Raw genomic sequence first — 21,202 nt, forward strand, 5'->3', positions numbered from 1 at the left:
GGAAGGGATTTATGACCTCTCCGACGTGCGGAAATGTGCATCTGAGCTGCAAGTGGTAGGTGTTTTACGGTAAGATAAAGCAACGCGTTAGGAGGTGCTGCATGGCCGAGAAGTGCATTTTGTTTATGGCCAGGACAACGCGGTTCCACGAGTTTGCCCGGACCCTCACCCAATCGCTGGGTGTGGAGGTGAGCTTGGCGACTCCCGATTCTCCTAACGCGGCACACGATTTTGACCTGCTGATGCTCGATGGGGACGGCATTCGCAACGACCGCATCGACCAGATCGCGAAATGGCTCGAGGACCGCGGCGGCATCCCGATGCTCGTGATCGTAGATGACGAGACCCTTCCGTCGCTGCGTCTGCCCGCGCACTCCCGCTCCGACTTCATCTGCTCCTCGGCGAGCCCCGCGGAGCTCGAGGCGCGTGCGCGTCGCCTTATGGGAGATGACGACTCCTTCAACCTCGACGACATTCTTCATATCGATAATCTTGTCATTAACCTCGCGACCTATCAGGTCTATCTCGATGACGAGCCCGTCGACCTCACGCTCATGGAGTACTCGCTGCTCTCGTTCTTGGCCACTCATCCTAACCGGGCCTATTCGCGCGAGGTGCTGCTGCATCGCGTGTGGGGCTTTGAGTACTGCGGCGGCACGCGTACCGTCGACGTGCATATCCGTCGCATTCGTTCGAAGGTGGGCCCGCAGATCGCCGCGCACATCACCACCGTCCGCGGTGTGGGTTACCTGTTCAAAGACTAGCGTGTGTTGGCGCCGGCTTGCGGCATGCAGCGCGGGCCGGCGTGCGATGGGCCGCGGCGGGCCGGTTTACGACGTGCGACGATAGGCCGGTTTCCGATAGCGCGATACCTCTCACGTGCCGTTACAATTAGTTAAAAATGACTGAAGCTCGCGTGTTGTCTCGTGCAAACGCGCGGGCTTGGGTACAACGCTTGCTGAACAACGATTCTGTATGGAAGTTGAAAGGAAGCAGCTACGATGGATGAGAAGTATCCCCAGCGTCCCGAGGGGACCGCGGCGGGCGAGGGCGCGGCGTCCTCACCGCGCATAGAGATCGAGCCCACGCCTCAGGCGCCGCAGGGGGCAGCCCCTGCGAGTGCGTTTCCTACGCAGCCGACCGCGCCTCAGACGGGGAGCGTACAGGCTGGCTCTCCGCAGGCTGGCGCCGCACAGGCAGGCACCCATGCGGCCCCATCCGGTGCCTCGTGGGCAAACCCCTCCGGCACCGCGGGCCAGGCGCAGCAAACGCAGCAGTACGCTGCCCCGCAGGCAGCAGCAGGCGCAGGCACGTCTGCCGCGGGCCGCGACCCTCGTTCGTCTCAGGCGCCCTCCGCGCCGGCCGAAACGGTCACCCATACCGTGGTGAAGACGAAAACCAAGAAGCTCCCGGTCTTCGTCTCGTCGCTCGCCGGCCTGGTAGTTGGCGCGGTGCTTGTGATCGCGCTGGTCATGACCGGCGCGCTTCGCATCGGCAGCACTAACGTAGATGCGCCCGCACTTTCGGATAGCGGCTCGAACCAGACGATTCAGATCGATGCCGAGGATACGACGCTCGCCGAGGCGGTATCTGCCAAGGCGCTGCCCTCGGTGGTCTCCATCACGGCAGTGAACGAGGGCTCCGGCGAGGGCGGCATTGGGTCGGGCGTGATCCTCGATACCGATGGCAACATCCTCACGAACTACCATGTCATCCAGGGTGCGACGACTATCAACGTCTCAACGAACGATGGCGCGAGCTACGAAGCCGAGCTGGTGGGGCAGGACGAGTCGAGCGACCTTGCAGTCATTCGCCTGCAGGGTGCGGACGCAAGCTCGCTCACGCCTATCGAGATCGGCGACTCCGACAACCTCACGGTTGGCGAGTGGGTCATGGCGATCGGTAGCCCGTTCGGCAACGAGCAGTCCGTCTCCACGGGCATCGTGAGCGCGCTCTACCGCTCGACCGCTATGCAGTCCACTTCCGGCACCACGATCTACGCGAACATGATCCAGACCGATGCCGCCATCAACCCCGGTAACTCGGGCGGCGCGCTCGTGAACGACAACGGCGAGCTCATCGGCATCAACTCGATGATCGAATCCTACTCCGGCTCGAGCTCGGGCGTTGGGTTTGCCATTCCGGTGAACTACGCGATCAACATTGCGCAGCAGATCATCGATGGCGAGACCCCCGCGCACCCGTACATCGGCGTGACGGTGACCACGGTGAACGCATACTCCGCGCGCCAGAACAACCTTGCGGTCAGCGAGGGCGCGTACGTGAACTCCGTGAACGCCGGCAGTCCGGCCGAGGAGGCGGGGCTCCGCGAGGGGGATATCGTTACCGCGGTCGACGACACGCAGATTACCTCGGCCGACGGTCTCATCATCGCAGCGCGCGAGCATAGCATCGGCGATACGGTCACGCTTACCGTGGTGCGCGACGACGAGACCATCGAGGTTGATGTGACGCTTGGCTCCGATGCCGAGGTGCAGACCGAGAGCCAGGACGGCACGACGGGTGAAGGCTCCGGTAACTCGCTCAGCGAAGAGGAGCTGCGTCAGTATCTCGAGGGACTCATGTAATGCCAAGTGAGGGATAGCTCCTCATCTGACATGGTGAACCGATAGGCCCGCTGCGGAACGCATCCGCGGCGGGCCTTTTGATGTTTGGGCGTAGGTTGCGCGAGCCGCTCTCCATGTGAAATTGGGACAAAGAACCTTTTGCGCGAGCGAGATGTTACGCTATGAAAGCGACCAATAGGTGATGGGAGAACTATGACAGAGCAGCAGAGCCTGTTTGATTTGAGCCGCGCATCGGATGAGGCAGCCGAGAGCCATGAGCCAACGCCGGAGCGCGCAGACGAGGAGCGCCGCGCGGCCGCAGCTCGGGCGGCGGAGCTCAACCACCAGCTGGAATACCATGCATATCGCTACTATGCCCTGGACGCTCCCGAGATTACGGATGCGGCGTTCGACAAGATGCTCGTGGAGCTCCAGCAGCTGGAGGCTGCGTATCCCGAGCTCGTGACGGCGCATTCCTACACGCAGCGCGTGGGCGGGTACGTGTCGCCGCAGTTCCAATCGGTCACGCACATGGCGCGCATGTATTCCATGGACGACGCCATGAACCTCGAAGAGCTCGATGAGTGGCTCGACCGCACGGAGGCAGCGCTCGGTGCGGGCCAAGCCACCTATACCTGCGAGCTCAAGATCGATGGCCTGGGCGTGGCTCTCACCTACGAAAACGGGCTCTTTGTGCGCGCAGCCACCCGTGGCGACGGCACGACGGGGGAGGACGTGACGCTCAACGTGCGCACCATCAAGGACGTCCCGGCGCGGCTTTCCGAAACGGCGCTCGCTCACATGGGGGCCGATGCCGCTACGGCCATCGAGGTGCGCGGCGAGGTATACATGCCCAAGGGGAGCTTTCTGCGCCTGAACGAAGAGGCGGATGCCGAGGGGCGCGACCCCTTCGCCAACCCGCGGAACGCCGCTGCGGGAAGCCTTCGCCAAAAGGATCCCAAGGTCACGGCCCGTCGCGACCTGGCTACCTTCCTGTATGCCGTTGCCGATACCGCCCCTCTGCACGTGACGTCGCAGCACGACTTCCTGAGCTGGCTGCGCGATGCCGGCTTCTCGGTGAACCCCAACGTCGCGCGCTGCACCACCCCCGCCGAGGTGCACGAATTCTGCGCGCAGGCGCTCGCTCACCGCGCGGACCTCGACTACGATATCGACGGCGTGGTGGTGAAGGTCGACAGCTTTGCTCAGCAGGACGAGCTGGGCTTCACGGCGCGCGCCCCGCGCTGGGCCATCGCGTTCAAGTTCCCGCCCGAGGAGAAAGAGACGGTGCTGCGCGAGATTCGCATCCAGGTGGGTCGCACGGGCGTGCTCACTCCGGTCGCGGAGTTCGACCCGGTGGTGGTGGCCGGCTCCACCATCGCCCGCGCGACGCTCCACAACATCGACGAGATCCGCCGCAAGGACGTGCGCGAGGGCGATACCATCGTCGTCCATAAGGCTGGCGACGTGATCCCCGAGGTTGTGGGCCCGGTGCTCGCGAAGCGCCCCGAGGGCGCGCAGGAGTGGGATATGCCCGCGACGTGTCCCGCCTGCGGAAGCCCTGTGGTGCACGAGGAAGGCGAGGTCGCCTACCGTTGTGTGTCCATCGATTGCCCTGCTCAGACCAAGGAGCGCTTGGCGCACTGGGTGAGTCGCGGCTGCATGGATATCGACGGCGTGGGCGACGAGCTCATCGATAAGCTCATGGAGGCGGGCCTCGTGCGCGACGTGGCCGATTTCTACACGCTTACCGCCGACACCGTCGCCGCGCTCGACACGGGCCGAACCTACCTTAAAGACGATAAGCGTCGCGGCGTGCGCGCGGGCGATTCCATCCCCGTGGGCGCGACCATTGCGGCCAAGGTCATCGATGAGCTCAACAAGTCGAAGCAGCAGCCCCTTTCGCGCGTGCTCTTCGCGCTGGGAATCAGGCACGTGGGCAAGAGCGTGGGCGAGGCCATCGCGCGGCGCTTCCTCACCCTCGATGCGCTCGTTGTGGCAAACGAAGAGGATATCGCGGCCATCGACGGCGTGGGGCCCAAGATCGCGGCGAGCGTGAAACAGTTCTTCAGCGTGCCGGAGAACCTGGCGGTGCTCGAGCGCCTGCGCGTTGCCGGCCTTACGCTGGAAGAGGACCTTTCGGGCGAGGCAGCGCGTGCGGCCGAGGAAACCGGCGTCTCGGTTGACCTTGCGGAGGCGCAGCCGCTTGCGGGCTTGACCTTTGTGCTTACCGGTACGCTTGAGCGCCGGACGCGTGACGAGGCCGGCGCGGCGCTCAAGGCGCTCGGCGCCAAGGTTACGGGCTCGGTTTCGAAGAAGACGAGCTACGTGGTGGCAGGCCCCGGCGCAGGAAGTAAACTCACCAAGGCCGAAAGCTTGGGCGTGCCCGTGCTCGATGAGGAACAGCTTGAGCGCGTGCTCGCCACGGGCACGTTGCCAGCAAAATGATAAAACGAACCCGGTTCGTTTTATCATTTTGAGAAGGAGGTCGCAATGGGTATTGGCGAGCGGGCGCTTGATCAGCACGCGGCATGGCATGGAAAGATCGAGGTCGTGAGTCGCGCTGCGGTGGAGACGGCGGAGGACCTTGCGATTGCGTACACGCCGGGTGTTGCCGCTCCATGTCTCGAGATTCAGCGCGATCCCGACCTCTCGTATACCTACACGCGTCGTGGGAACCTGGTCGCGGTGATTACCGACGGCTCGGCGGTGCTGGGCTTGGGCAACATCGGTCCGGTCGCGGGCATGCCCGTCATGGAAGGTAAGTGCGCGCTTTTCAAATCGTTTGCCGATATCGATGCCTTCCCGCTGTGCGTAGGCACGCAAGACGTGGACGAGCTCGTCGAGACCATTCGGCTTATATCCGGCAGTTTCGGCGGGATTAACCTCGAGGATATCTCGGCTCCGCGTTGCTTCGAGGTGGAGCGGCGCCTCAAAGAGGTCTGCGATATCCCCATCTTCCACGATGACCAGCACGGCACCGCGATCGTGGCGAGCGCAGCGCTCATCAATGCGTGCCGCCTTACCGGGAGGGAGCTCGCAACGGCTCGCATCGTGTTCTCGGGCGCGGGCGCGGCGGGCATCTCCATCGCATCGCTCATGCTCGAGCTTGGCGCGCGCGACATCGTGCTTTGCGACGTTGACGGGGCGCTCTATGAGGGAAAGCCGGGCATGAATCCCGCACAGGAGCGCATTGCGGCGCAAACGAACCCACGTGGCGTTACGGGTTCGCTTGCCGATGCGCTTGCAGACGCGGATGCGTTCGTGGGCGTGAGCGTTGCCGGCGTGCTATCTCAAGACATGGTGCGAAGCATGGCTCCCCATCCCATCGTGTTTGCCCTCGCAAATCCCGTGCCCGAAATCATGCCCAACGAGGCGCGGGCTGCGGGCGCCGCTGTATGCGCATCCGGACGCTCGGACTTTCCTAACCAGATCAACAACGTGCTCGTATTTCCCGGCGTGTTCCGCGGTGCGCTTGATGTGCGTGCGCGCGATATCAGCGACGGCATGATGGTTGCCGCGACGCATGCCATTGCCGGCATGGTGGGGGAAGATGAGCTGCGAGCCGACTATATCCTCCCTTCGGCGCTTGATAAGCGTGTCGTGCCCGTGGTTGCCGCCTCCGTGGCCGAAGCCGCCCGTGCGGAGGGGCTCGCTCGTGCTTAGCACATCGTTGGTGGCGGTGCGGTGAGCGGGCTTGCTTTCATTTCGCATCTGTGTACGCAGAGGTTGTTGCTTGACAGCAGCTTTGCTCAGGATTATTACTTGACGCATCAACAGTTGATATATCAAGTAATTAAGGGGATGGATCGGCGTGGAAGATCCCGACCTGTTTGAATTCCGTGCATTGCTTTACCGCACGAGCCATGCGCAGCGGCAGCTCATGCATCCATTCATGGCGAGCATCGGCCTTGGCACCGGGCAGCCCAGGCTGCTTTCATATCTTGAGGAAAACGGTCCGAGTTCGCCCCGCGGCCTCGCTGAATACTATGAGCTCGACCCGGCGGGCGTCTCGCGCATGCTTGATGCGCTCAGCAAGAAGGGGCTTGTGGCCATAGCGCCCGCGGCCGATGACCGTCGCAGCAAGGTGGTCTCGCTCACGGCGGAAGGCAAGCGCGTTTCCCAATCGTGGAGTGCTGCGTGTCGCGAGGAGGCGGCGGCCATGTTGGAGGGTTTCACGCCCGAGGAGCGCGCCGCATTCGCGGATTACCTGGTTCGCGCGCATGCGAACCTGCGTGCCTACGGGCGGCAACTGGCAGGGGAGGAGCCCCGGCCCACCACGGAGCGGCTAGATCCCATGCCTGCGGGAGAGGAGCCCCGGCCCGCTTCTGCTCTTCGCCGGCCCTCTGCTCCTGAGGAGGCATCCCATGCATGAGCTCCGCCGCATCGTCGGTTTCCTTGGTCCCTATCGCCGCGACGCGATTCTCGGCATGCTCCTCGTGGTCATCGAGAGCGCGTTCGAGATGGTCATCCCCATCCTCATGGCCGATATCATCGATGTGGGCGTGGCTACCCGCGACCTCGACTTCATATTCCGCCAAGGCGTGCTCATGCTCGCGTGCGCCGCTCTCTCGCTCATCACGGGCCAGCTCTACGCACGTCACGCCGCCCGCGCTACGTATGGCCTCGGCGCACGGCTTCGCGCCGCGGAGTACGAGCACGTGCAGGAGATGAGCTTCACGAACCTCGATCACTTCGAGACCTCGTCGCTCATCACGCGCATGACCACCGACGTCACCGTAATTCAGAACGCGCTCAACGCGGGATTCCGGCCGATGGTGCGTGGTCCGGTGATGCTTGTTATCGGCTTCGGCCTAGCGTTTTATCTCAACATGCAGCTCGCGCTCGTGTTCGTGGGAGTCTCGCCGTTCATGATCGTGGCGCTTGCGCTCATCGTGCGTCATGTGGGGCCCCTTTACGGCGTGTTGCAAACCACGGTGGATAGGCTCAACGACGTAGTTCAGGAGATGCTTACCGCCGTGCGTGCCGTGAAGGCATACGTGCGCGAGGACTACGAGTGTGCGCAATTTCGTGCGGTTAACGAGGGCTTAGCGCGCACGAGCGAGCAGACGTTCAAGTTCGCGGTGCTGAATATGCCCGTGCTGTACGTCTCGCTTTACACAGCGACAACGCTCATCATGTGGTTCGGCGGCCAGATGATCTTGGGCGGGGAGCTTCAAGTGGGTGAGCTGACCGGGTTCCTTTCATACGTCATGCAGATTTTGAACTCGTTCATCATGATCTCGAACGTGTTCCTGCTGCTCACGCGTTCGTTGGCGAGCATCCATCGCATTTGCGAGGTGCTGGATGAGCCGGTCGACCTCGTTTCGCCGGAGGCCCCCATCACCGAGGTGGCCGATGGGTCCGTGGAGTTTCGCGACGTCTCGTTCAAGTACCGTGAGGATGCTGCCGAGAACGCGCTTGAGCACGTGAACCTGAACATACCCGCCGGCTCGACCGTCGGCGTGCTCGGTGGCACCGGTTCCGGCAAGACAACGCTCGTGCAGCTCATACCGCGGTTATACGATGCGAGCGAGGGTTCGGTGCTCGTAGGCGGGCGGGATGTGCGCAGCTATGATCTTGAAGCGCTCCGCAACGCGGTTTCGATCGTGCTGCAGAAGAACGTGCTGTTCAGCGGTACGGTTCGCGAGAACCTTTGCTGGGGGAATCCCAAGGCAACGACCGAAGATCTGCTCGAGGCATGCCGCCGTGCCCGCGTGGACGAGTTCCTCGACCGGCTGCCCGGTGGGCTCGAGTACGACCTGGGACAGGGCGGCGTGAACGTTTCGGGCGGGCAGAAGCAGCGCCTCTGCATTGCTCGCGCCCTGCTCAAGCGGCCTCGCGTGCTCATCTTTGACGATTCGACCTCGGCTGTGGACACGGCGACCGATGCCGATATTCGCGCGAGCCTCGCTGCGCTTACCGGCGTGACGAAGATCATCATCGCCCAGCGCGTGAGTTCCGTAGCGGATGCGGACCAGATCGTCGTGCTCGACGACGGCCGCGTGCATGCCGTGGGCACCCATGCCGAGCTCCTGGCGAGCGATAGCATCTACCAGGAAATCTATGCATCTCAAACGCATGGTCCAAATGGGGACGGGGTCAAAAGAGACCATCAGGCCGCGCTCGGGAACGCCGGATGGGTCAAAACGACCCCGTCCCAAAAGGGATCAGAAGGGGGTGAGCGGTAATGGCCGCGCCTGGAAACAAGCCGCAGAACCTCATTGCAACGCTGCATGAGCTCCTCGCGTATATGGGACGCCATAAGCTGCTCTTTTTGGCGGTGGCGCTGCTGGTGAGCGTGTCGGCTATCGCCAACCTGCTCGGCACGTACATGATCCGGCCCGTGGTCGACAGCCTCGCGGGCGGCGCGTATGCGGACTTCGTGGCAGGCATCATCGCTACGGCCCTCATCTACGCTGCCGGTGTGGTGGCAGCGTTCGCATATACGCAGGTCATGGTGCACGCTGCGCAAAAAGTGCTCGTGGACATCCGCCGCGATCTCTTTGCGCACCTGCAGAAGCTGCCGCTGAGCTACTTCGACACGCACAATCGGGGCGATATCATGAGCTACTTCACCAACGACGTGGACACCGTGGCAGAGGCTATGAACAACAGCTTCGCCATGGTCATCCAGAGCGCCATACAGATCGTGGGCACGCTTGCCATGATCTTCATCTTGAATTGGCAACTCTCGCTCGTCGTGGTGGTGGGCTATGTTTGCATGTTCGCCTATATTCGCTATTCGACCAACAAGAGTCGCGGTTTCTATCAGCGGCAGCAGTCTGTGCTGGGCGAGCTCGACGGCTACATCGAGGAGATGGTCACGGGGCAGAAGGTTGTGAAGGTCTTCAACCATGAGGAGGCGAACCTCGCGGGGTTTCGCGATAAGAACGAGCGCCTGCGCGTGGCGGGCACAAGCGCCCAATCGTATGCCGCGTCGATGGTGCCGGCGGTCGTGTCCATCAGCTACGTGAATTATGCGATTGTCGCCGTGCTCGGTGGATGGATGGCGCTCACCGGCCAGACCGATGTGGGCGTGCTCGCGAGCTATCTCGTGTTCGTGCGCCAGACGGCGCTGCCCATCAACCAGTTCACACAGCAGTCGAACTTCTTGCTTTCGGCGCTTGCCGGCGCGGAGCGCGTGTTTGCCGCCATGCGCGTGGAGCCCGAGGCCGACGAGGGCAAGGTGACGCTCGTTGAGACGGGCGAGGACGCATGGGCTTGGAAGGTGCCCGACGGCTATGGCATCGGTGCCTGGGGCGCGCTCGTTCCGGTGGCGGAGCGCAATATGGCCGCGGACGGCACGGTGCTCACGACGGGCCTCATCCCGCTCCGTGGCGATGTGCGCTTCCATGCCGTGAACTTCGGCTATACCCCAGAGCACGAGGTGCTCCACGACATCAACCTCTTTGCCAAGCCTGGCCAGAAGATCGCGTTCGTGGGGTCTACGGGTGCCGGCAAGACCACCATCACCAACCTTATCAACCGCTTCTACGACGTGCAGCACGGCGAGATTACCTACGACGGGATCAACGTCAAGAACATCGCGAAGAGCGCGCTGCGCTCTTCGCTTGGCATCGTGCTGCAAGATACGCACCTGTTCACCGGCACGATTGCCGACAACATTCGCTTTGGCAAGCTCGATGCGACGGACGAAGAGGTGCGCGCTGCCGCGAAGATCGCCAACGCCGATAGCTTCATCCGGCGTTTGCCAGATGGATATAACACGATGGTGACCTCGGATGGGGCGAACCTGAGCCAGGGGCAGCGGCAGCTCCTCGCCATTGCGCGCGCGGCCGTGGCCGACCCGCCGGTTCTCATTTTGGACGAAGCGACGAGTTCCATTGACACGCGTACCGAAATGCTCATTGGGCGCGGTATGGATCAGCTCATGCGCGGGCGCACGACGTTCGTGATCGCCCACCGGCTCTCCACGGTGCGCGATGCCGACGCGATCATGGTGCTCGAGCAGGGGCGCGTTGTAGAGCGCGGCAGCCACGACGAGCTTATTGCCCAGCATGGACGCTACTACCAGTTGTATACCGGCATGCTCGAGCTGAGCTAGCCTCTGGGTTGCGCGTGGCTCGCAGCACGCGGGGCTGGGCATCCGAGCTGATGGAGGGTGGCCTCTCGGTTGCGCGGGGCTCGCCCCTGCCACCCAGGGTGCGCATCCGTTGTGCTAGAGTGGTGCCCATACTGGGGCCTCGGATGATGGGGACGTGGCATGACACAAGGATTCGTCTACGAACCGTAGCGGGCGCACCGCGTTCGTTCTCTGCCCGCACCATCGCTCGAATCCAAGGAGCCCCTATGCTCGACCGTATTCTTGCCGAGGCTCGCGCGCTCGCACCGGCAGCGCGCAGTCTCGTGCTCATGCGCTTTCTCATATACGTGGGTATTCAGTCCTGCTATTTCATCGGCGTGCTCGGCACGCTCACCTACAGTATGGACGGCGAGGTCGCTTCGACCGCCGTCGTGGTGGCGCTGCTCAACCTTTTCCAAATCGTAGGCTCGTTTGCCGGCGGAGCGTATCTCGACGCGCGAGGCCCCCGGCTGCACTTCGCGTTGCTCGTCATCGTCATGCTTGCTGTTGACGCGTTTTGCATCGTGTTTGGCGGCGATATGTCCGCACTCACCTTTGGTGCGGCATGCTTGGGGTTCAGCCTGGGCTTTTTCGAGCCGGTGTCTCGCTCGTACCCGGCCTACCTTACGGCAGACGCCATCGAGCTCAAGCGCATCAACTCGGCGCTCTCCATCGTGTCGAATATTGGCGTGGTGGTGGGGCCACTTATCGGCGGAGCGATCGCCTCGGTGGCGCCAACGCGAGCTGTCTTCGCTTTCATGGGCGCGTGCGTGGTGCTCGCTGTGATTCCGGCAGCGGGGTTTCGCCCGGTAATCAGCGTCCGCGCTGAAGGGGGCGGGCATGATGCAGGGCGGGCAGCGGAGCTGGCGGAGGGCTCTGCCGGCGCTGGAACAGATCGCTGCGCAGGCGGTCCGAGCGGGCGCCCTGCCGGCTCGCGCTCGTCGCTTGTCGAGGGCATCCGCGCCGTTTTCTCCAGCGCGGCGCTTTCCTTCCTCTTTTGGGCGGGCTTTCTCTCGTATCTGGGCTATGGCGCGCTCGACCCGCTCGAATCGCTCTACTACCGCGACGTCCTTCAGGTGGGCGTTGCGTGGATGGGCTGGCTCTCTGCCGCGTCTGGCGTAGGCGCGGTGGCGGGCGCGCTGCTCGTGCTGCGCATTCCGGTACGCCGCGTGACCGTGCGGACGCTCCTTGTCCTGCTTTGCGGCATGGGGATCGGTTGCTTGGTGTACGTGGGCACGCCGTACGTGCTGGTCGCTCTCGTGGGGCAGGTGCTTTTGGGGCTTGCCTTCGGCATGATCGTTCCGCTGCAGAACACACTGGTACAGATGCACGCCGAGGTTGAGGTGATCGGCCGCGCGAATTCCATGATGACGTTCGGCGCCAGTGCGGGTGGCGTTATTCCGCTGCTCATGTCGCCTTGGCTTGCCGCGATGCTCGGGGTCCAGGGGACGCTTTTGCTGGCGAGCGTGCTCGTCGCGTCGTTCCCGGTCCTTGTGCTTGTATTCAGCCACCAGCGTATCGCGCGAATCGATGCCGAGGCGCATCCGGCATCGTAAAGGCTGCCTGCGCGCTTTCCGGCGATGCCAGGCGCCTAGCGTGGCCAAGCGCCCGGCCGGCTTCCAAACGCCCGGTGTGCTCGAGTGCCCGACCAGCCGACAAACGGCCGGCTGACAAGCCTTCGTAGCGACCAGGCGCCCGGCGAGCCGTCATGTGCCCCATACGTCCCGGGACCCCGTCGCGCTCCCCGTCAGGCTGCCAAGTGACCCGAACCCCGGCGGGCGTCCCAGTGAGCTGGTGAGATTCCCGTTGATTGGGTACACTGGGAGGAACGGGGCGCTGAGGCCCCAGTTGATCGGAGGAATCATGAACGAAGTCGAGCGCTACGGGCAGCAGCCTTTCGATGGCCCCATCTATCGGGAGGGGCCGGCGCCCAAGCTCATCTCTCGCCGCCTATATAATGTCCTGCTCACCGGATTCGTGCTCTTGTCGTTCGTCATCATGGCGGCGTGCTCGTACATCACGGGCACGTATGAGTTCATGCTGTTCATGCTGAGGAACCCGTTTGCCCTCACCATCGGTATGCTCGTGGGCAGCATCGCGGGCTGCATCGTGATGAGCATCGGGCGTAGCAAGGAAAGCCTCCCCATGGGCCTTATCGGCTATGCCCTCTTCACGCTGACGTTTGGGTTCTCCACCTCGCTGATTCTGGGCATGTACGACATGCAGACCATCTCGCTCGCGTTTTCGGCGACGGCGGGCATCATGATCGTGTTTGGTGCTGCGGGCATCATGTTCCCGCAATTTTTCCAGCGCATCCAGGGCGTGCTCATCACAGCGCTGATCGCATTGTTCGTTGTCCAGCTTATCTTGATGTTCCTGGGCGTGGGCCAGACGTTCATCGACCTTGCTGTCATCGTGATATTCTGCGGGTTCATCGGCTACGACGTGTTCCGCGCATCGACGGCGGTTCCCACGGTTTCGAATGCACTGTGGTACGCCATCGACCTCTACTTGGACATTCTTAATCTGTTCATTCGCCTGCTCTCGCTCTTTGGCCGCAGGGATTAGACTCCTCGCCCCTCACGTGCCTTCGTAGTCTTTGCGAGAGAGTGCCATTTCAACTTTTGGGCACTTCGCGCCGCGCACCCGGAGTATCCAGGTGTGCGGCGCTTCTTTTAGCTGGGGTTTTTCTATGCGACGGCTGCCCTATACATGGCAGGTCTTCCTTCAAGTGCCCAAAAGCTGAAACTCTAGTTTGCCCTTGCCTTAGAGCTGGCTCCAAGTTTTAGGATAAAGGCGGCAGATGGCTTGAGCGCCGTCTAGCGCGGCGCCGAAAGGAGCTGATAGCAATGGCAAAGACGCTGGTAGCCTACTTTTCGTGTAGCGGCGTGACGCGCCGCGTGGCGCAGCAGATCGCGTCAGTGACGGGCGGCGACCTGTTCGAGATAGCGCCCGAGGTGCCATATACGCGGGCGGACCTCGATTGGACGAACAGGCAGAGCCGCAGCACCATCGAGATGAACGACCCTGCGTGTCGCCCGGCCATCGCGGGTACCGTCGATGATATGGGCTCATACTCCACGGTATTCGTCGGCTTTCCCATCTGGTGGTACCGTGAGCCTTCAATCATCGATACCTTCCTCGAGGCATACGATTTCTCAAACGCGACCGTCGTGCCGTTTTGCACGTCGGGCGGCGGCGGTACGGGGTCGATCGACGAGCGCTTCCGCGACGTGTGCGCGACGGCCGCGGGCTTTCGCCCGGCGCGTCTGCTCAACGGCGCTCGTGAGGCAGAAGTAAAGCGCTGGGTAGAGGGGCTGTAGATTTGGCGCGAGTCCATCGGCCAACCTGTTGTCTTTCAAAAAGAAGGGAGCGCGTTCATGCAGTACGCAACGCTCGGTCATTCCGGTATTGAAGTTTCCAGGGTTTGCCTGGGAGGCATGAGTTTTGGTGAGATCACCGAAGGCCATGGCCATCAGTGGCTCATCGACAAGGACGGCACGCGCGAGGTCATCAAGCGCGCACTCGACCAGGGGATTAATTTCATTGATACGGCTAACTGCTACGCAGAGGGCACGAGCGAGCGCTATATCGGCCAGGCGCTGCGCGACCTTGGCATTGCGCGCGATCAGGTGGTGCTTGCAAGCAAGGTGTTCTTCAACGGGGGCTGCCTCTCGCGCGCGGCCATAGAGCGCGAGATCGACGGCACGCTCGAGCGCCTCGGTACCGACTACCTCGACCTGTACATCATCCACCGCTTCGATTACTCGACGCCCATCGAAGAAACCATGGAGGCGCTCGACAGCCTCGTGCGCGCGGGCAAGGTGCGCGCGCTCGGCGCGAGTGAGATGTATGCCTACCAGCTGTACAATATGCAGGTGGTGGCCGAGCAGCACGGCTGGACGAAGTTCACGAGCATGCAGTGCCACTACAACCTGCTGTACCGCGAAGACGAGCGCGAGCTCATCCCCGTGTGCCGCCAGTTCGACATGGCGCTCACGCCGTACAGTCCGCTCGCCTCGGGGCACCTGGCACGTCCGACCTGGGATTCCGACTCCACGCGCAGCCGCACGGATACCGTGATGGTCAACAAGTACGACGGCGCGCGCGATAACGATATGGTCATCGTGGCGCGCGTGGCCGAGGTGGCCGAGCGCCATGGCGTGCCGATGGCTCAGGTGGCGCTTGCGTGGCACAGGGCGCGCGGCGTTGAGGCGCCCATCGTGGGATGTTCGCGCCCGCAGCGCGTGGACGAGGCGGTTGCGGCGCTTGATGTCGAGCTCTCTGCCGAGGAGCTGGATTACATGGAAGAGCCGTACGTAGCGCACGAGCTCGTGGGCCCGCTCGCCCGTCCCGGTGAGAAGCCTCTTGCCGGCACCACCGACCCCAACGTGCAAAAATAGGACAGAGGAATTTTTGCAATTCGTTTTGACCGATGCCGTCCAGGATGCTCTCGCGCGGCATCGGTCTTCCGCTATGTCCGGGCGGGATGTACGCAAATATGCGTGTTTTCGGCTCTATGATGCGAAAAACGCCCGAACGTCGGGGGCCCGGCGATGGCGTGACACCGGTGTCAGGCAAGTGGTCGCGTTTTTTACCGCTTGGCAATATGGTCGAGGCACATGCCGATGAACTCGCTCATCTCGGCGCGGAAGTCGAAATTGCTGCGGCCTAGGTGCGGTCCTCCTCGCCGTGGCATGGAACGCGGACGATTGGACCTTCGATGCGCTTGAGGCGCACTACAAGACGCTCTGCCGCTACCTCAGCATGCACGACTTGGGCCGCGTGCTCGGGTATGGCTGCGGCACGCCGGGCATGACGCGTGTGTCGAAGCACCTGCGTGAGGCCTACGACCTCGGTGCAAGCCTGCAAGCGTGACAATAGTGCCGAATGTGACAATGGTGCCGGGTACATCTGTCACATCTCAATAATTGTCGTAAAAAATATTGATTTTACGCTTCAGTTTTCTACAAATAGTACGATGATTTTGGCCAGCAAGAGCCATAGGCTCGGGAGGGACCCGGCTCGAAGTGAGAATCGTTAGGGCGCAAAATTAGGACAGAGGAAATTTTGCATCACGAGGGGAGCCGGCGGTGGCAATCACGGTGAATTTGTATTACACGGGCAAAGAGGGCGCGGCGCGCGCATTTGCCGAGGAGATGGAGTCGTCGGGCACGGCCGATCGCATCCGCGCAGAGGAAGGCAACGTTGGCTACCGGTACTTTCAGCCGCTCGATGATCCTGAGACCATCATGCTCATCGATAGCTGGCGCGACCAGGCTGCACTCGATGCCCACCATGCTTCGCCCATGATGGCGACCATTGCGGAGCTGCGCGAGAAGTACGACCTGCACATGCGCGTCGAGCGCTTCGTGACCGATGCCGCTGGCGTGCCCTCGCAGGATGCAACGTTCATTCGCGCGTAAGAGGCTCGCCGGCTCCGCTCTGAAAAATCGGCGGCGGGCAGCCAGCTTCTTTCTGCGTGGCAAACTTACATGCCGATTTACGCAATAAGAGGACGAGAAACGGCTCTTATTGCGTAACTCGGCATGCAAGTTGAAATTTGAGGGCACGTGTGTGCCGACGGCCTGCACGTGCGACGTTGTGCGCAAGCGATATCGAGAACCGAGCGAGCATCCAGACTGCCCATGCAGGCTTTTCCATCTGCTGGACGGATATGCCGCAGATGAATCGCAGACACCCGGTGCCTGCGATTCGCCCTGCGGCCCAGGAACCCGGTTTCGGCGGGCCATGGGCCCATCGTTATTCAGCTAGGAAATCCACCGCGTACTGGGCGGCGAGCATGGCCCCTTTCACGAGCACGCTCTCGTCCACCCGGTAAAAGCAGGAGTGCTGGGCAAAGGTGGCGCCCAGGGCAGGGTTGCGCGTGCCCACGAAGGCGAGCACGCCAGGCACGCGGCGTAGGACTTCAGAAAAATCCTCGCCGGAAAGCGTGCCCCGGTAGCGTCCTACGGCCTCGGGGCCCAACACGCGCTCGATCGCGCGCCGGCACCGTGCGGACGCCGCCTCGTCGTTCACCACCGCCCCATGCGCGACGGTGTAGTCGGTAAGCTCCGCTTCCGCTCCCAGCGCCGCAGCGGTATGCTGCGCGATGCGCGCGATGAGCTTCGGCATCGCGTCGTGCGCCGTGTCGCTGTAGGTGCGCGCGGTTCCGGTGAGGTAGGCGGTCCCGGCGATGACGTTGCGTGCCGTTCCGCCATGGAGCTCGCCTACCGTCACCACGGCGGGCTCATAGGGGCTGAGGTCGCGGCTTACGATGGTCTGCAGGTTGTTCACGATCTCGGCGGCGGCCACGATGGCATCGGCACCGCGCTGCGGCATGGCGCCGTGGCACGACGTCCCGCGCACGTCGACGCGGAACCAATCGGTGTTCGCCATGCGCGGCCCCGCTTCGCACGAGATGGTCCCTGCGTCCACCTCACTCCAAATGTGCGCAGCGTAGGCACCGTCTACCCCATCGAGCACGCCGGCGTCGATCATCATGCGCGCTCCTTGGCCGTTTTCCTCGGAGGGCTGGAATACCGCGCGCACCTCGCCGTGGAGCGCGTCGGTCATCTGCGCGAGTACGCGGAGCGCTCCGAGCTGCATGGCGATGTGGCAGTCGTGCCCGCAGGCGTGCATGACCCCCGCGCGCTCGCTGGCGAAGGGGACGTCGGTGCGTTCGGTAACGGCGAGGGCGTCGATATCGGCCCGAATGAGCAGGCGCCGCCGCGGCGAGCCGTCCTCCCGGTAGGCGTCGGGTGCAGTGCCGGCAAGCGTGGCGACGAGGCCTGTGTCAAGCGGGCGTTCGTAGGGGATGCACATAGCGTCGAGCTCGCGGGCGATCGCCTCGGTGGTGTCCACCTCCTGCAGGCTCAGCTCAGGATGCTGGTGGAAGTAGCGGCGCTGCGCGATGACGTACGGCTCTGCCGCGCGCCCGAGCTCCCGGATGCGCGCGGTCGCATCGGCCGTTCCCCGCGCCTGCGATTCCGATGCCGTTCGTGCTTGTTCGCCTGCCATGCGCCCTCCTGCTTCCGGTAGCGTGCGTGCCATCGGCTATACTCGTAGCTGTGAACAATCTTACGCTTTATCGGCAGGTGTTGGGCCATATGAATGGGGGCTTCTATGGCTGGGGAAGAAACGGGAGCCAAGAAGAGCGAGGTTCGTTCCCTCGTGCTGTCAGCGGGCGGCGTCGATGTTGCGGCGGTGCGCGCGCTCATGGCGCGGGATGTGCCGTCGGGGTATAGAGCACAGACAGCCGATGAGATATTTGATGACTACTGGCGTTGGTTCAGACGGCTCCGCCTCATGGAGATCGTCGGCGTGCTGGGGCTTGCCGCCGTCGCCCTCATCGCGGGGATGCTCGGCTATATGGTGTGGTATTTCGTATTGCTCGGCCTGGCCATTCTTTCCGCGGTCCTCTTCCGGAGCGTGGTGGGCCAGCGCGAGCGCAGCATCACGGAAATCATCACGCAAGATTGCGACAGCGCTAAGTGGCGCAGGTTCATGGAGCTTTACGACGCGCGCAACCGCCGGGGGTTCGTGCGGCGGAGGATCGCGTGCAATATCGCAGCGGCAGATTACGCCGACGGCAGGTATGCCGATGCGATCCGGCGTCTGGCGTCCATTTCGGTTGGCGAGAGAAGCGCCTTGTGGGCGACGATCCTAAACACGCGCGCGCTCAGCTTGTACTGGCTGGGAGACCAGGAGGCTGCCGAACAGGCGCTCCGATCTGCGCAGGAGTTCGGCGACCGCTTTGCACGGAGCCGGGCGGCAAAGGCGGCCGCCGCTTCGGTCTGCGAGAGCGTGGAGCAGAGGCTGCGCCCGGTCGAGACATGGGATGCATCCGATCTTGCGCTCATCGTTCGTCGCCTTGAAGGGGCCCAGGCCCACAACGAACGCGCGAGCTGGTGCCTGCGCCTGGCCGAGTATGAGCTGGCGCACGGTGATACCGAGATTGCGCGCCAGCTTCTCGACGAAAAGGTGCTTTCGCCCATGACGCCCGCCATGCAGCGATCCCGAGACGAGCTGCTGCATGATGTTGGAGCGCGCATGCAGGGGCGGTAGGGGCCTGATGCAGATGCACGGGGCGCGGATGGCGTACGGATGGCGCACAGCCCGTAGCCGGTACTGGGTGGGCGCTCAAGAAATCTAAGTGTCAATTGATAAGATTTTTTGACTTCGAGTTGTATAAGTTCTCAGAGCTGGGTACTATTCTCTGCGTACGTAAAGGACATGGTGCTGCGGAGGCTAGGTGCTCCGCGCAACCGCTGAAGGAGGAACCTTCTATGAGTCTTAAGCCGCTTGGTGATCGCGTCCTGATTAAGCCCGAGGCTGCTGAGCAGAAGACCGCATCCGGTCTCTACATCGCCAGCAACGCGCAGGAGAAGCCGCAGCGCGGCGAGGTCGTCGCGGTGGGCGAGGGCAAGCTCAACGACAACGGCGAGCGTCTCCCCATGGACGTCAAGCCCGGTGACAAGGTCATCTATGGCAAGTTCGGTGGCAACGAGGTCAAGATCGACGGTGAGGATTACCTCCTCATGCGCGTTGACGACATCTACGCGATCGTCGAGTAGCCCTGCCGGCATGGCTTAGCCATTCATTAAGTACTACATCTTAGGTAACGGAGGATACACAAGATGGCAAAGGATATTACGTTCGATACCGCGGCGCGCACCAAGCTCGCCAAGGGCGTTAACAAGCTCGCTGACGCCGTGACCGTCACCATGGGCCCCAAGGGCCGCTATGTGGCGCTCCAGCGCTCCTTCGGTGCGCCGACCATCACCAACGACGGCGTTTCCGTCGCCAAGGAGATCGAGCTCGAGGACCCCATCGAGAACATGGGCGCTCAGCTGGTGAAGGAGGTCGCCACCAAGACCAACGACACCGTGGGCGACGGCACCACCACCGCGACCCTGCTCGCTCAGGCCATCGTGAACGACGGCCTGCGCAATGTGGCCGCCGGCGCCAACCCGCTGGCCATTCGCCGCGGCATCGAGAAGGCCGTGAACGCTGCGGTCGACGAGATGAAGAAGCAGGCGCAGCCGGTCGAGACCAAGGAGCAGATTGCCTCCGTGGGCACCATCTCCGCTGGTGACCCCAACGTTGGCGCGAAGATCTCCGACGCCATGGACGTCGTGGGCAAGGACGGCGTCATCACCGTCGAGGACGGCCAGACCTTCGACATCCAGATCGACACCGTCGAGGGCATGCAGTTCGACAAGGGCTACGTCTCCGCTTACTTCGTTACCGATAACGATCGTATGGAGGCCACGCTCAAGGATCCCTACATCCTCATGACCGACCAGAAGATTTCTAACGTGCAGGACATCATGCCCGTGCTCGAGGCTGTGAGCCGCGCCGGCAAGAGCCTGCTCATCATCGCCGAGGACATCGAGGGAGAGGCCCTGCCGACCCTCGTGCTCAACAAGGTCCGCGGCGCGCTCTCCGTCGTTGCCGTGAAGGCTCCGGGCTACGGTGACCGTCGTAAGCGCATGCTCGAGGACATCGCCGCGCTCACCGGCGGCCAGGTTGCGCTCGACGAGCTCGGCATCAAGGTTGCCGACATCACCGCCGATATGCTCGGTACCGCGAAGTCCGTCACGGTGACCAAGGACAACACCACCATCGTTGATGGCGGCGGCTCCAAGGAGGCCATCGAGGCCCGCGTTGCCCAGATCAAGGGCGAGCTCGAGCACACCGATTCCGACTTCGACCGCGAGAAGCTCCAGGAGCGTCTGGCCAAGCTCTCCGGCGGCGTGGCCGTCATCAAGGTGGGCGCTGCCACCGAGACCGAGCTCAAGGAGATCAAGCACCGCGTCGAGGACGCCCTGCAGGCGACCCGTGCCGCCGTCGAGGAGGGCATCGTTGCTGGTGGCGGCGTGGCCTTCATGGACGCTGCTCCCGCGCTCGATTCGATTGAGGTCGAGGATCCCGAGGAGAAGATCGGTATCGACATCGTCAAGAAGGCGCTGACCGCCCCCGTGGCGACCATCGCCCAGAACGCTGGCTTCGAGGGTGCCGTCGTCGTCGACAAGGTTGCCTCTCTGCCCGCGGGCGAGGGCCTCAACTCCTACAACGGCGAGTGGGGCAACATGATCGAGATGGGCGTGCTCGACCCGGTCAAGGTCACCCGCACCACGCTGCAGAACGCCGCGTCCGTTGCGTCCCTCATCCTCATCACCGAGGCTACGGTGACCGATGTTCCGAAGAACACCGCGCTTGAGGATGCCATTGCTGCTGCGACCGCTGGCGCTCAGGGTGGCGGAATGTACTAATCGCGAGTCCTAGAACTCCCGACGGGAAGCCCCCGGTTTTCTCCTTCGCTGGTCCTCGCAGCTCGGCAGAGCCGAGCTGCTGCGGAAGCGCTCAGGAGAATAACCGGGGGCTTCCCTGCGTTTACGGGCTCGTGGGGGGATGTAGGGGATGAGAGGGGCTTGGGGGCCTCGCGCTGCGCGCATCGGCCCGTGCGGCGGGCACGGGGATGGGCGGGTGGGGAGCTCTGCCGGGGGCCTCGCGCTGCGCGCATCGGCCCGTGCGGCGGGCGCTC

Annotated in this window: 17 protein-coding genes; 16 read left to right on the plus strand and 1 reads right to left on the minus strand. The window is 63.1% G+C overall.

Features of this window, described 5'->3' with window-relative positions:
- The first annotated feature begins 101 nt into the window (after positions 1–101).
- The 13 genes from GJE22_RS02250 to GJE22_RS02310 all read left to right on the plus strand — a co-directional run bounded on the left by GJE22_RS02250 (position 102) and on the right by GJE22_RS02310 (position 16,079).
- Positions 102–764: a response regulator transcription factor gene (locus GJE22_RS02250; RefSeq protein ID WP_019127776.1), complete on the plus strand. Its 663-nt coding sequence runs from the start codon at positions 102–104 to the stop codon at positions 762–764.
- Between the two features lie 237 nt (positions 765–1,001).
- Complete coding sequence (locus GJE22_RS02255; RefSeq protein WP_144687140.1) at positions 1,002–2,588, plus strand: S1C family serine protease; 1,587 nt, start codon at positions 1,002–1,004, stop codon at positions 2,586–2,588.
- Between the two features lie 192 nt (positions 2,589–2,780).
- Positions 2,781–5,015: an NAD-dependent DNA ligase LigA gene (gene ligA / locus GJE22_RS02260; protein WP_144687139.1), complete on the plus strand. Its 2,235-nt coding sequence runs from the start codon at positions 2,781–2,783 to the stop codon at positions 5,013–5,015.
- A gap of 45 nt (positions 5,016–5,060) precedes the next feature.
- On the plus strand, positions 5,061–6,233 hold the full coding sequence (locus tag GJE22_RS02265; RefSeq protein ID WP_144687138.1) for an NAD(P)-dependent malic enzyme: 1,173 nt from the start codon (positions 5,061–5,063) through the stop codon (positions 6,231–6,233).
- A gap of 148 nt (positions 6,234–6,381) precedes the next feature.
- Positions 6,382–6,942 carry a MarR family winged helix-turn-helix transcriptional regulator gene (locus tag GJE22_RS02270; RefSeq protein ID WP_218957877.1) on the plus strand — a complete coding sequence of 187 codons (561 nt, stop codon included), beginning with the start codon at positions 6,382–6,384 and terminating at the stop codon, positions 6,940–6,942.
- A complete protein-coding gene (locus GJE22_RS02275; RefSeq protein ID WP_144687137.1) occupies positions 6,935–8,758 on the plus strand; it encodes an ABC transporter ATP-binding protein in 1,824 nt (607 codons plus the stop codon). The genes GJE22_RS02270 and GJE22_RS02275 overlap by 8 nt, the downstream gene beginning before the upstream one ends.
- Positions 8,758–10,635: an ABC transporter ATP-binding protein gene (locus GJE22_RS02280; RefSeq protein WP_144687136.1), complete on the plus strand. Its 1,878-nt coding sequence runs from the start codon at positions 8,758–8,760 to the stop codon at positions 10,633–10,635. The genes GJE22_RS02275 and GJE22_RS02280 overlap by 1 nt, the downstream gene beginning before the upstream one ends.
- Before the next feature lie 245 nt (positions 10,636–10,880).
- Positions 10,881–12,209, plus strand: coding sequence for an MFS transporter (locus GJE22_RS02285; protein WP_186297340.1), 1,329 nt, complete (start codon positions 10,881–10,883; stop codon positions 12,207–12,209).
- Between the two features lie 307 nt (positions 12,210–12,516).
- Complete coding sequence (locus GJE22_RS02290) at positions 12,517–13,221, plus strand: Bax inhibitor-1 family protein (RefSeq protein WP_144687134.1); 705 nt, start codon at positions 12,517–12,519, stop codon at positions 13,219–13,221.
- A gap of 281 nt (positions 13,222–13,502) precedes the next feature.
- On the plus strand, positions 13,503–13,976 hold the full coding sequence (locus tag GJE22_RS02295; protein WP_144687133.1) for a flavodoxin: 474 nt from the start codon (positions 13,503–13,505) through the stop codon (positions 13,974–13,976).
- Positions 13,977–14,033: 57 nt separating this feature from the next.
- Positions 14,034–15,056 (plus strand): aldo/keto reductase, encoded by a 1,023-nt coding sequence (locus GJE22_RS02300; protein ID WP_144687132.1) that lies wholly within the window; start codon positions 14,034–14,036, stop codon positions 15,054–15,056.
- A 289-nt stretch (positions 15,057–15,345) separates the two neighbouring features.
- Positions 15,346–15,531, plus strand: a complete 186-nt coding sequence (locus tag GJE22_RS02305) for a hypothetical protein (RefSeq protein WP_144687131.1) — start codon at positions 15,346–15,348, stop codon at positions 15,529–15,531.
- Positions 15,532–15,746: 215 nt separating this feature from the next.
- Positions 15,747–16,079, plus strand: a complete 333-nt coding sequence (locus tag GJE22_RS02310) for a putative quinol monooxygenase (protein ID WP_144687130.1) — start codon at positions 15,747–15,749, stop codon at positions 16,077–16,079.
- 337 nt (positions 16,080–16,416) lie between these two features.
- On the opposite strand, the gene GJE22_RS02315 is transcribed toward GJE22_RS02310, so the two are convergent.
- Positions 16,417–17,673, minus strand: a complete 1,257-nt coding sequence (locus GJE22_RS02315) for an amidohydrolase (RefSeq protein WP_144687129.1) — start codon at positions 17,671–17,673, stop codon at positions 16,417–16,419.
- A gap of 105 nt (positions 17,674–17,778) precedes the next feature.
- On the opposite strand from GJE22_RS02315, the gene GJE22_RS02320 reads away from it, so the two are divergent.
- The 3 genes from GJE22_RS02320 (at position 17,779) to groL (ending at position 20,930) form a co-directional block, all read left to right on the plus strand.
- Positions 17,779–18,720: a hypothetical protein gene (locus tag GJE22_RS02320; protein ID WP_144687128.1), complete on the plus strand. Its 942-nt coding sequence runs from the start codon at positions 17,779–17,781 to the stop codon at positions 18,718–18,720.
- 221 nt (positions 18,721–18,941) lie between these two features.
- Entirely contained in the window at positions 18,942–19,229 is a 288-nt protein-coding gene (groES, locus tag GJE22_RS02325) for a co-chaperone GroES (RefSeq protein WP_019127788.1), read from the plus strand.
- A gap of 63 nt (positions 19,230–19,292) precedes the next feature.
- Entirely contained in the window at positions 19,293–20,930 is a 1,638-nt protein-coding gene (gene groL / locus GJE22_RS02330) for a chaperonin GroEL (RefSeq protein WP_087186782.1), read from the plus strand.
- Positions 20,931–21,202 lie beyond the last annotated feature (272 nt).

The sequence above is a fragment of the Enorma shizhengliae genome, assembly GCF_009676995.1.
Lineage (GTDB): Bacteria > Actinomycetota > Coriobacteriia > Coriobacteriales > Coriobacteriaceae > Enorma > Enorma massiliensis.

Coding starts and splice junctions, on each gene's coding strand:
- GJE22_RS02250 (WP_019127776.1), top strand. CDS start 102: ATGGCCGAGAAGTGCATTTTGTTTATGGCCAGGACAACGCGGTTCCAC.
- GJE22_RS02255 (WP_144687140.1), top strand. CDS start 1,002: ATGGATGAGAAGTATCCCCAGCGTCCCGAGGGGACCGCGGCGGGCGAG.
- ligA (WP_144687139.1), top strand. CDS start 2,781: ATGACAGAGCAGCAGAGCCTGTTTGATTTGAGCCGCGCATCGGATGAG.
- GJE22_RS02265 (WP_144687138.1), top strand. CDS start 5,061: ATGGGTATTGGCGAGCGGGCGCTTGATCAGCACGCGGCATGGCATGGA.
- GJE22_RS02275 (WP_144687137.1), top strand. CDS start 6,935: ATGCATGAGCTCCGCCGCATCGTCGGTTTCCTTGGTCCCTATCGCCGC.
- GJE22_RS02280 (WP_144687136.1), top strand. CDS start 8,758: ATGGCCGCGCCTGGAAACAAGCCGCAGAACCTCATTGCAACGCTGCAT.
- GJE22_RS02285 (WP_186297340.1), top strand. CDS start 10,881: ATGCTCGACCGTATTCTTGCCGAGGCTCGCGCGCTCGCACCGGCAGCG.
- GJE22_RS02290 (WP_144687134.1), top strand. CDS start 12,517: ATGAACGAAGTCGAGCGCTACGGGCAGCAGCCTTTCGATGGCCCCATC.
- GJE22_RS02295 (WP_144687133.1), top strand. CDS start 13,503: ATGGCAAAGACGCTGGTAGCCTACTTTTCGTGTAGCGGCGTGACGCGC.
- GJE22_RS02300 (WP_144687132.1), top strand. CDS start 14,034: ATGCAGTACGCAACGCTCGGTCATTCCGGTATTGAAGTTTCCAGGGTT.
- GJE22_RS02315 (WP_144687129.1), bottom strand. CDS start 17,673: ATGGCAGGCGAACAAGCACGAACGGCATCGGAATCGCAGGCGCGGGGA.
- GJE22_RS02320 (WP_144687128.1), top strand. CDS start 17,779: ATGGCTGGGGAAGAAACGGGAGCCAAGAAGAGCGAGGTTCGTTCCCTC.
- groES (WP_019127788.1), top strand. CDS start 18,942: ATGAGTCTTAAGCCGCTTGGTGATCGCGTCCTGATTAAGCCCGAGGCT.
- groL (WP_087186782.1), top strand. CDS start 19,293: ATGGCAAAGGATATTACGTTCGATACCGCGGCGCGCACCAAGCTCGCC.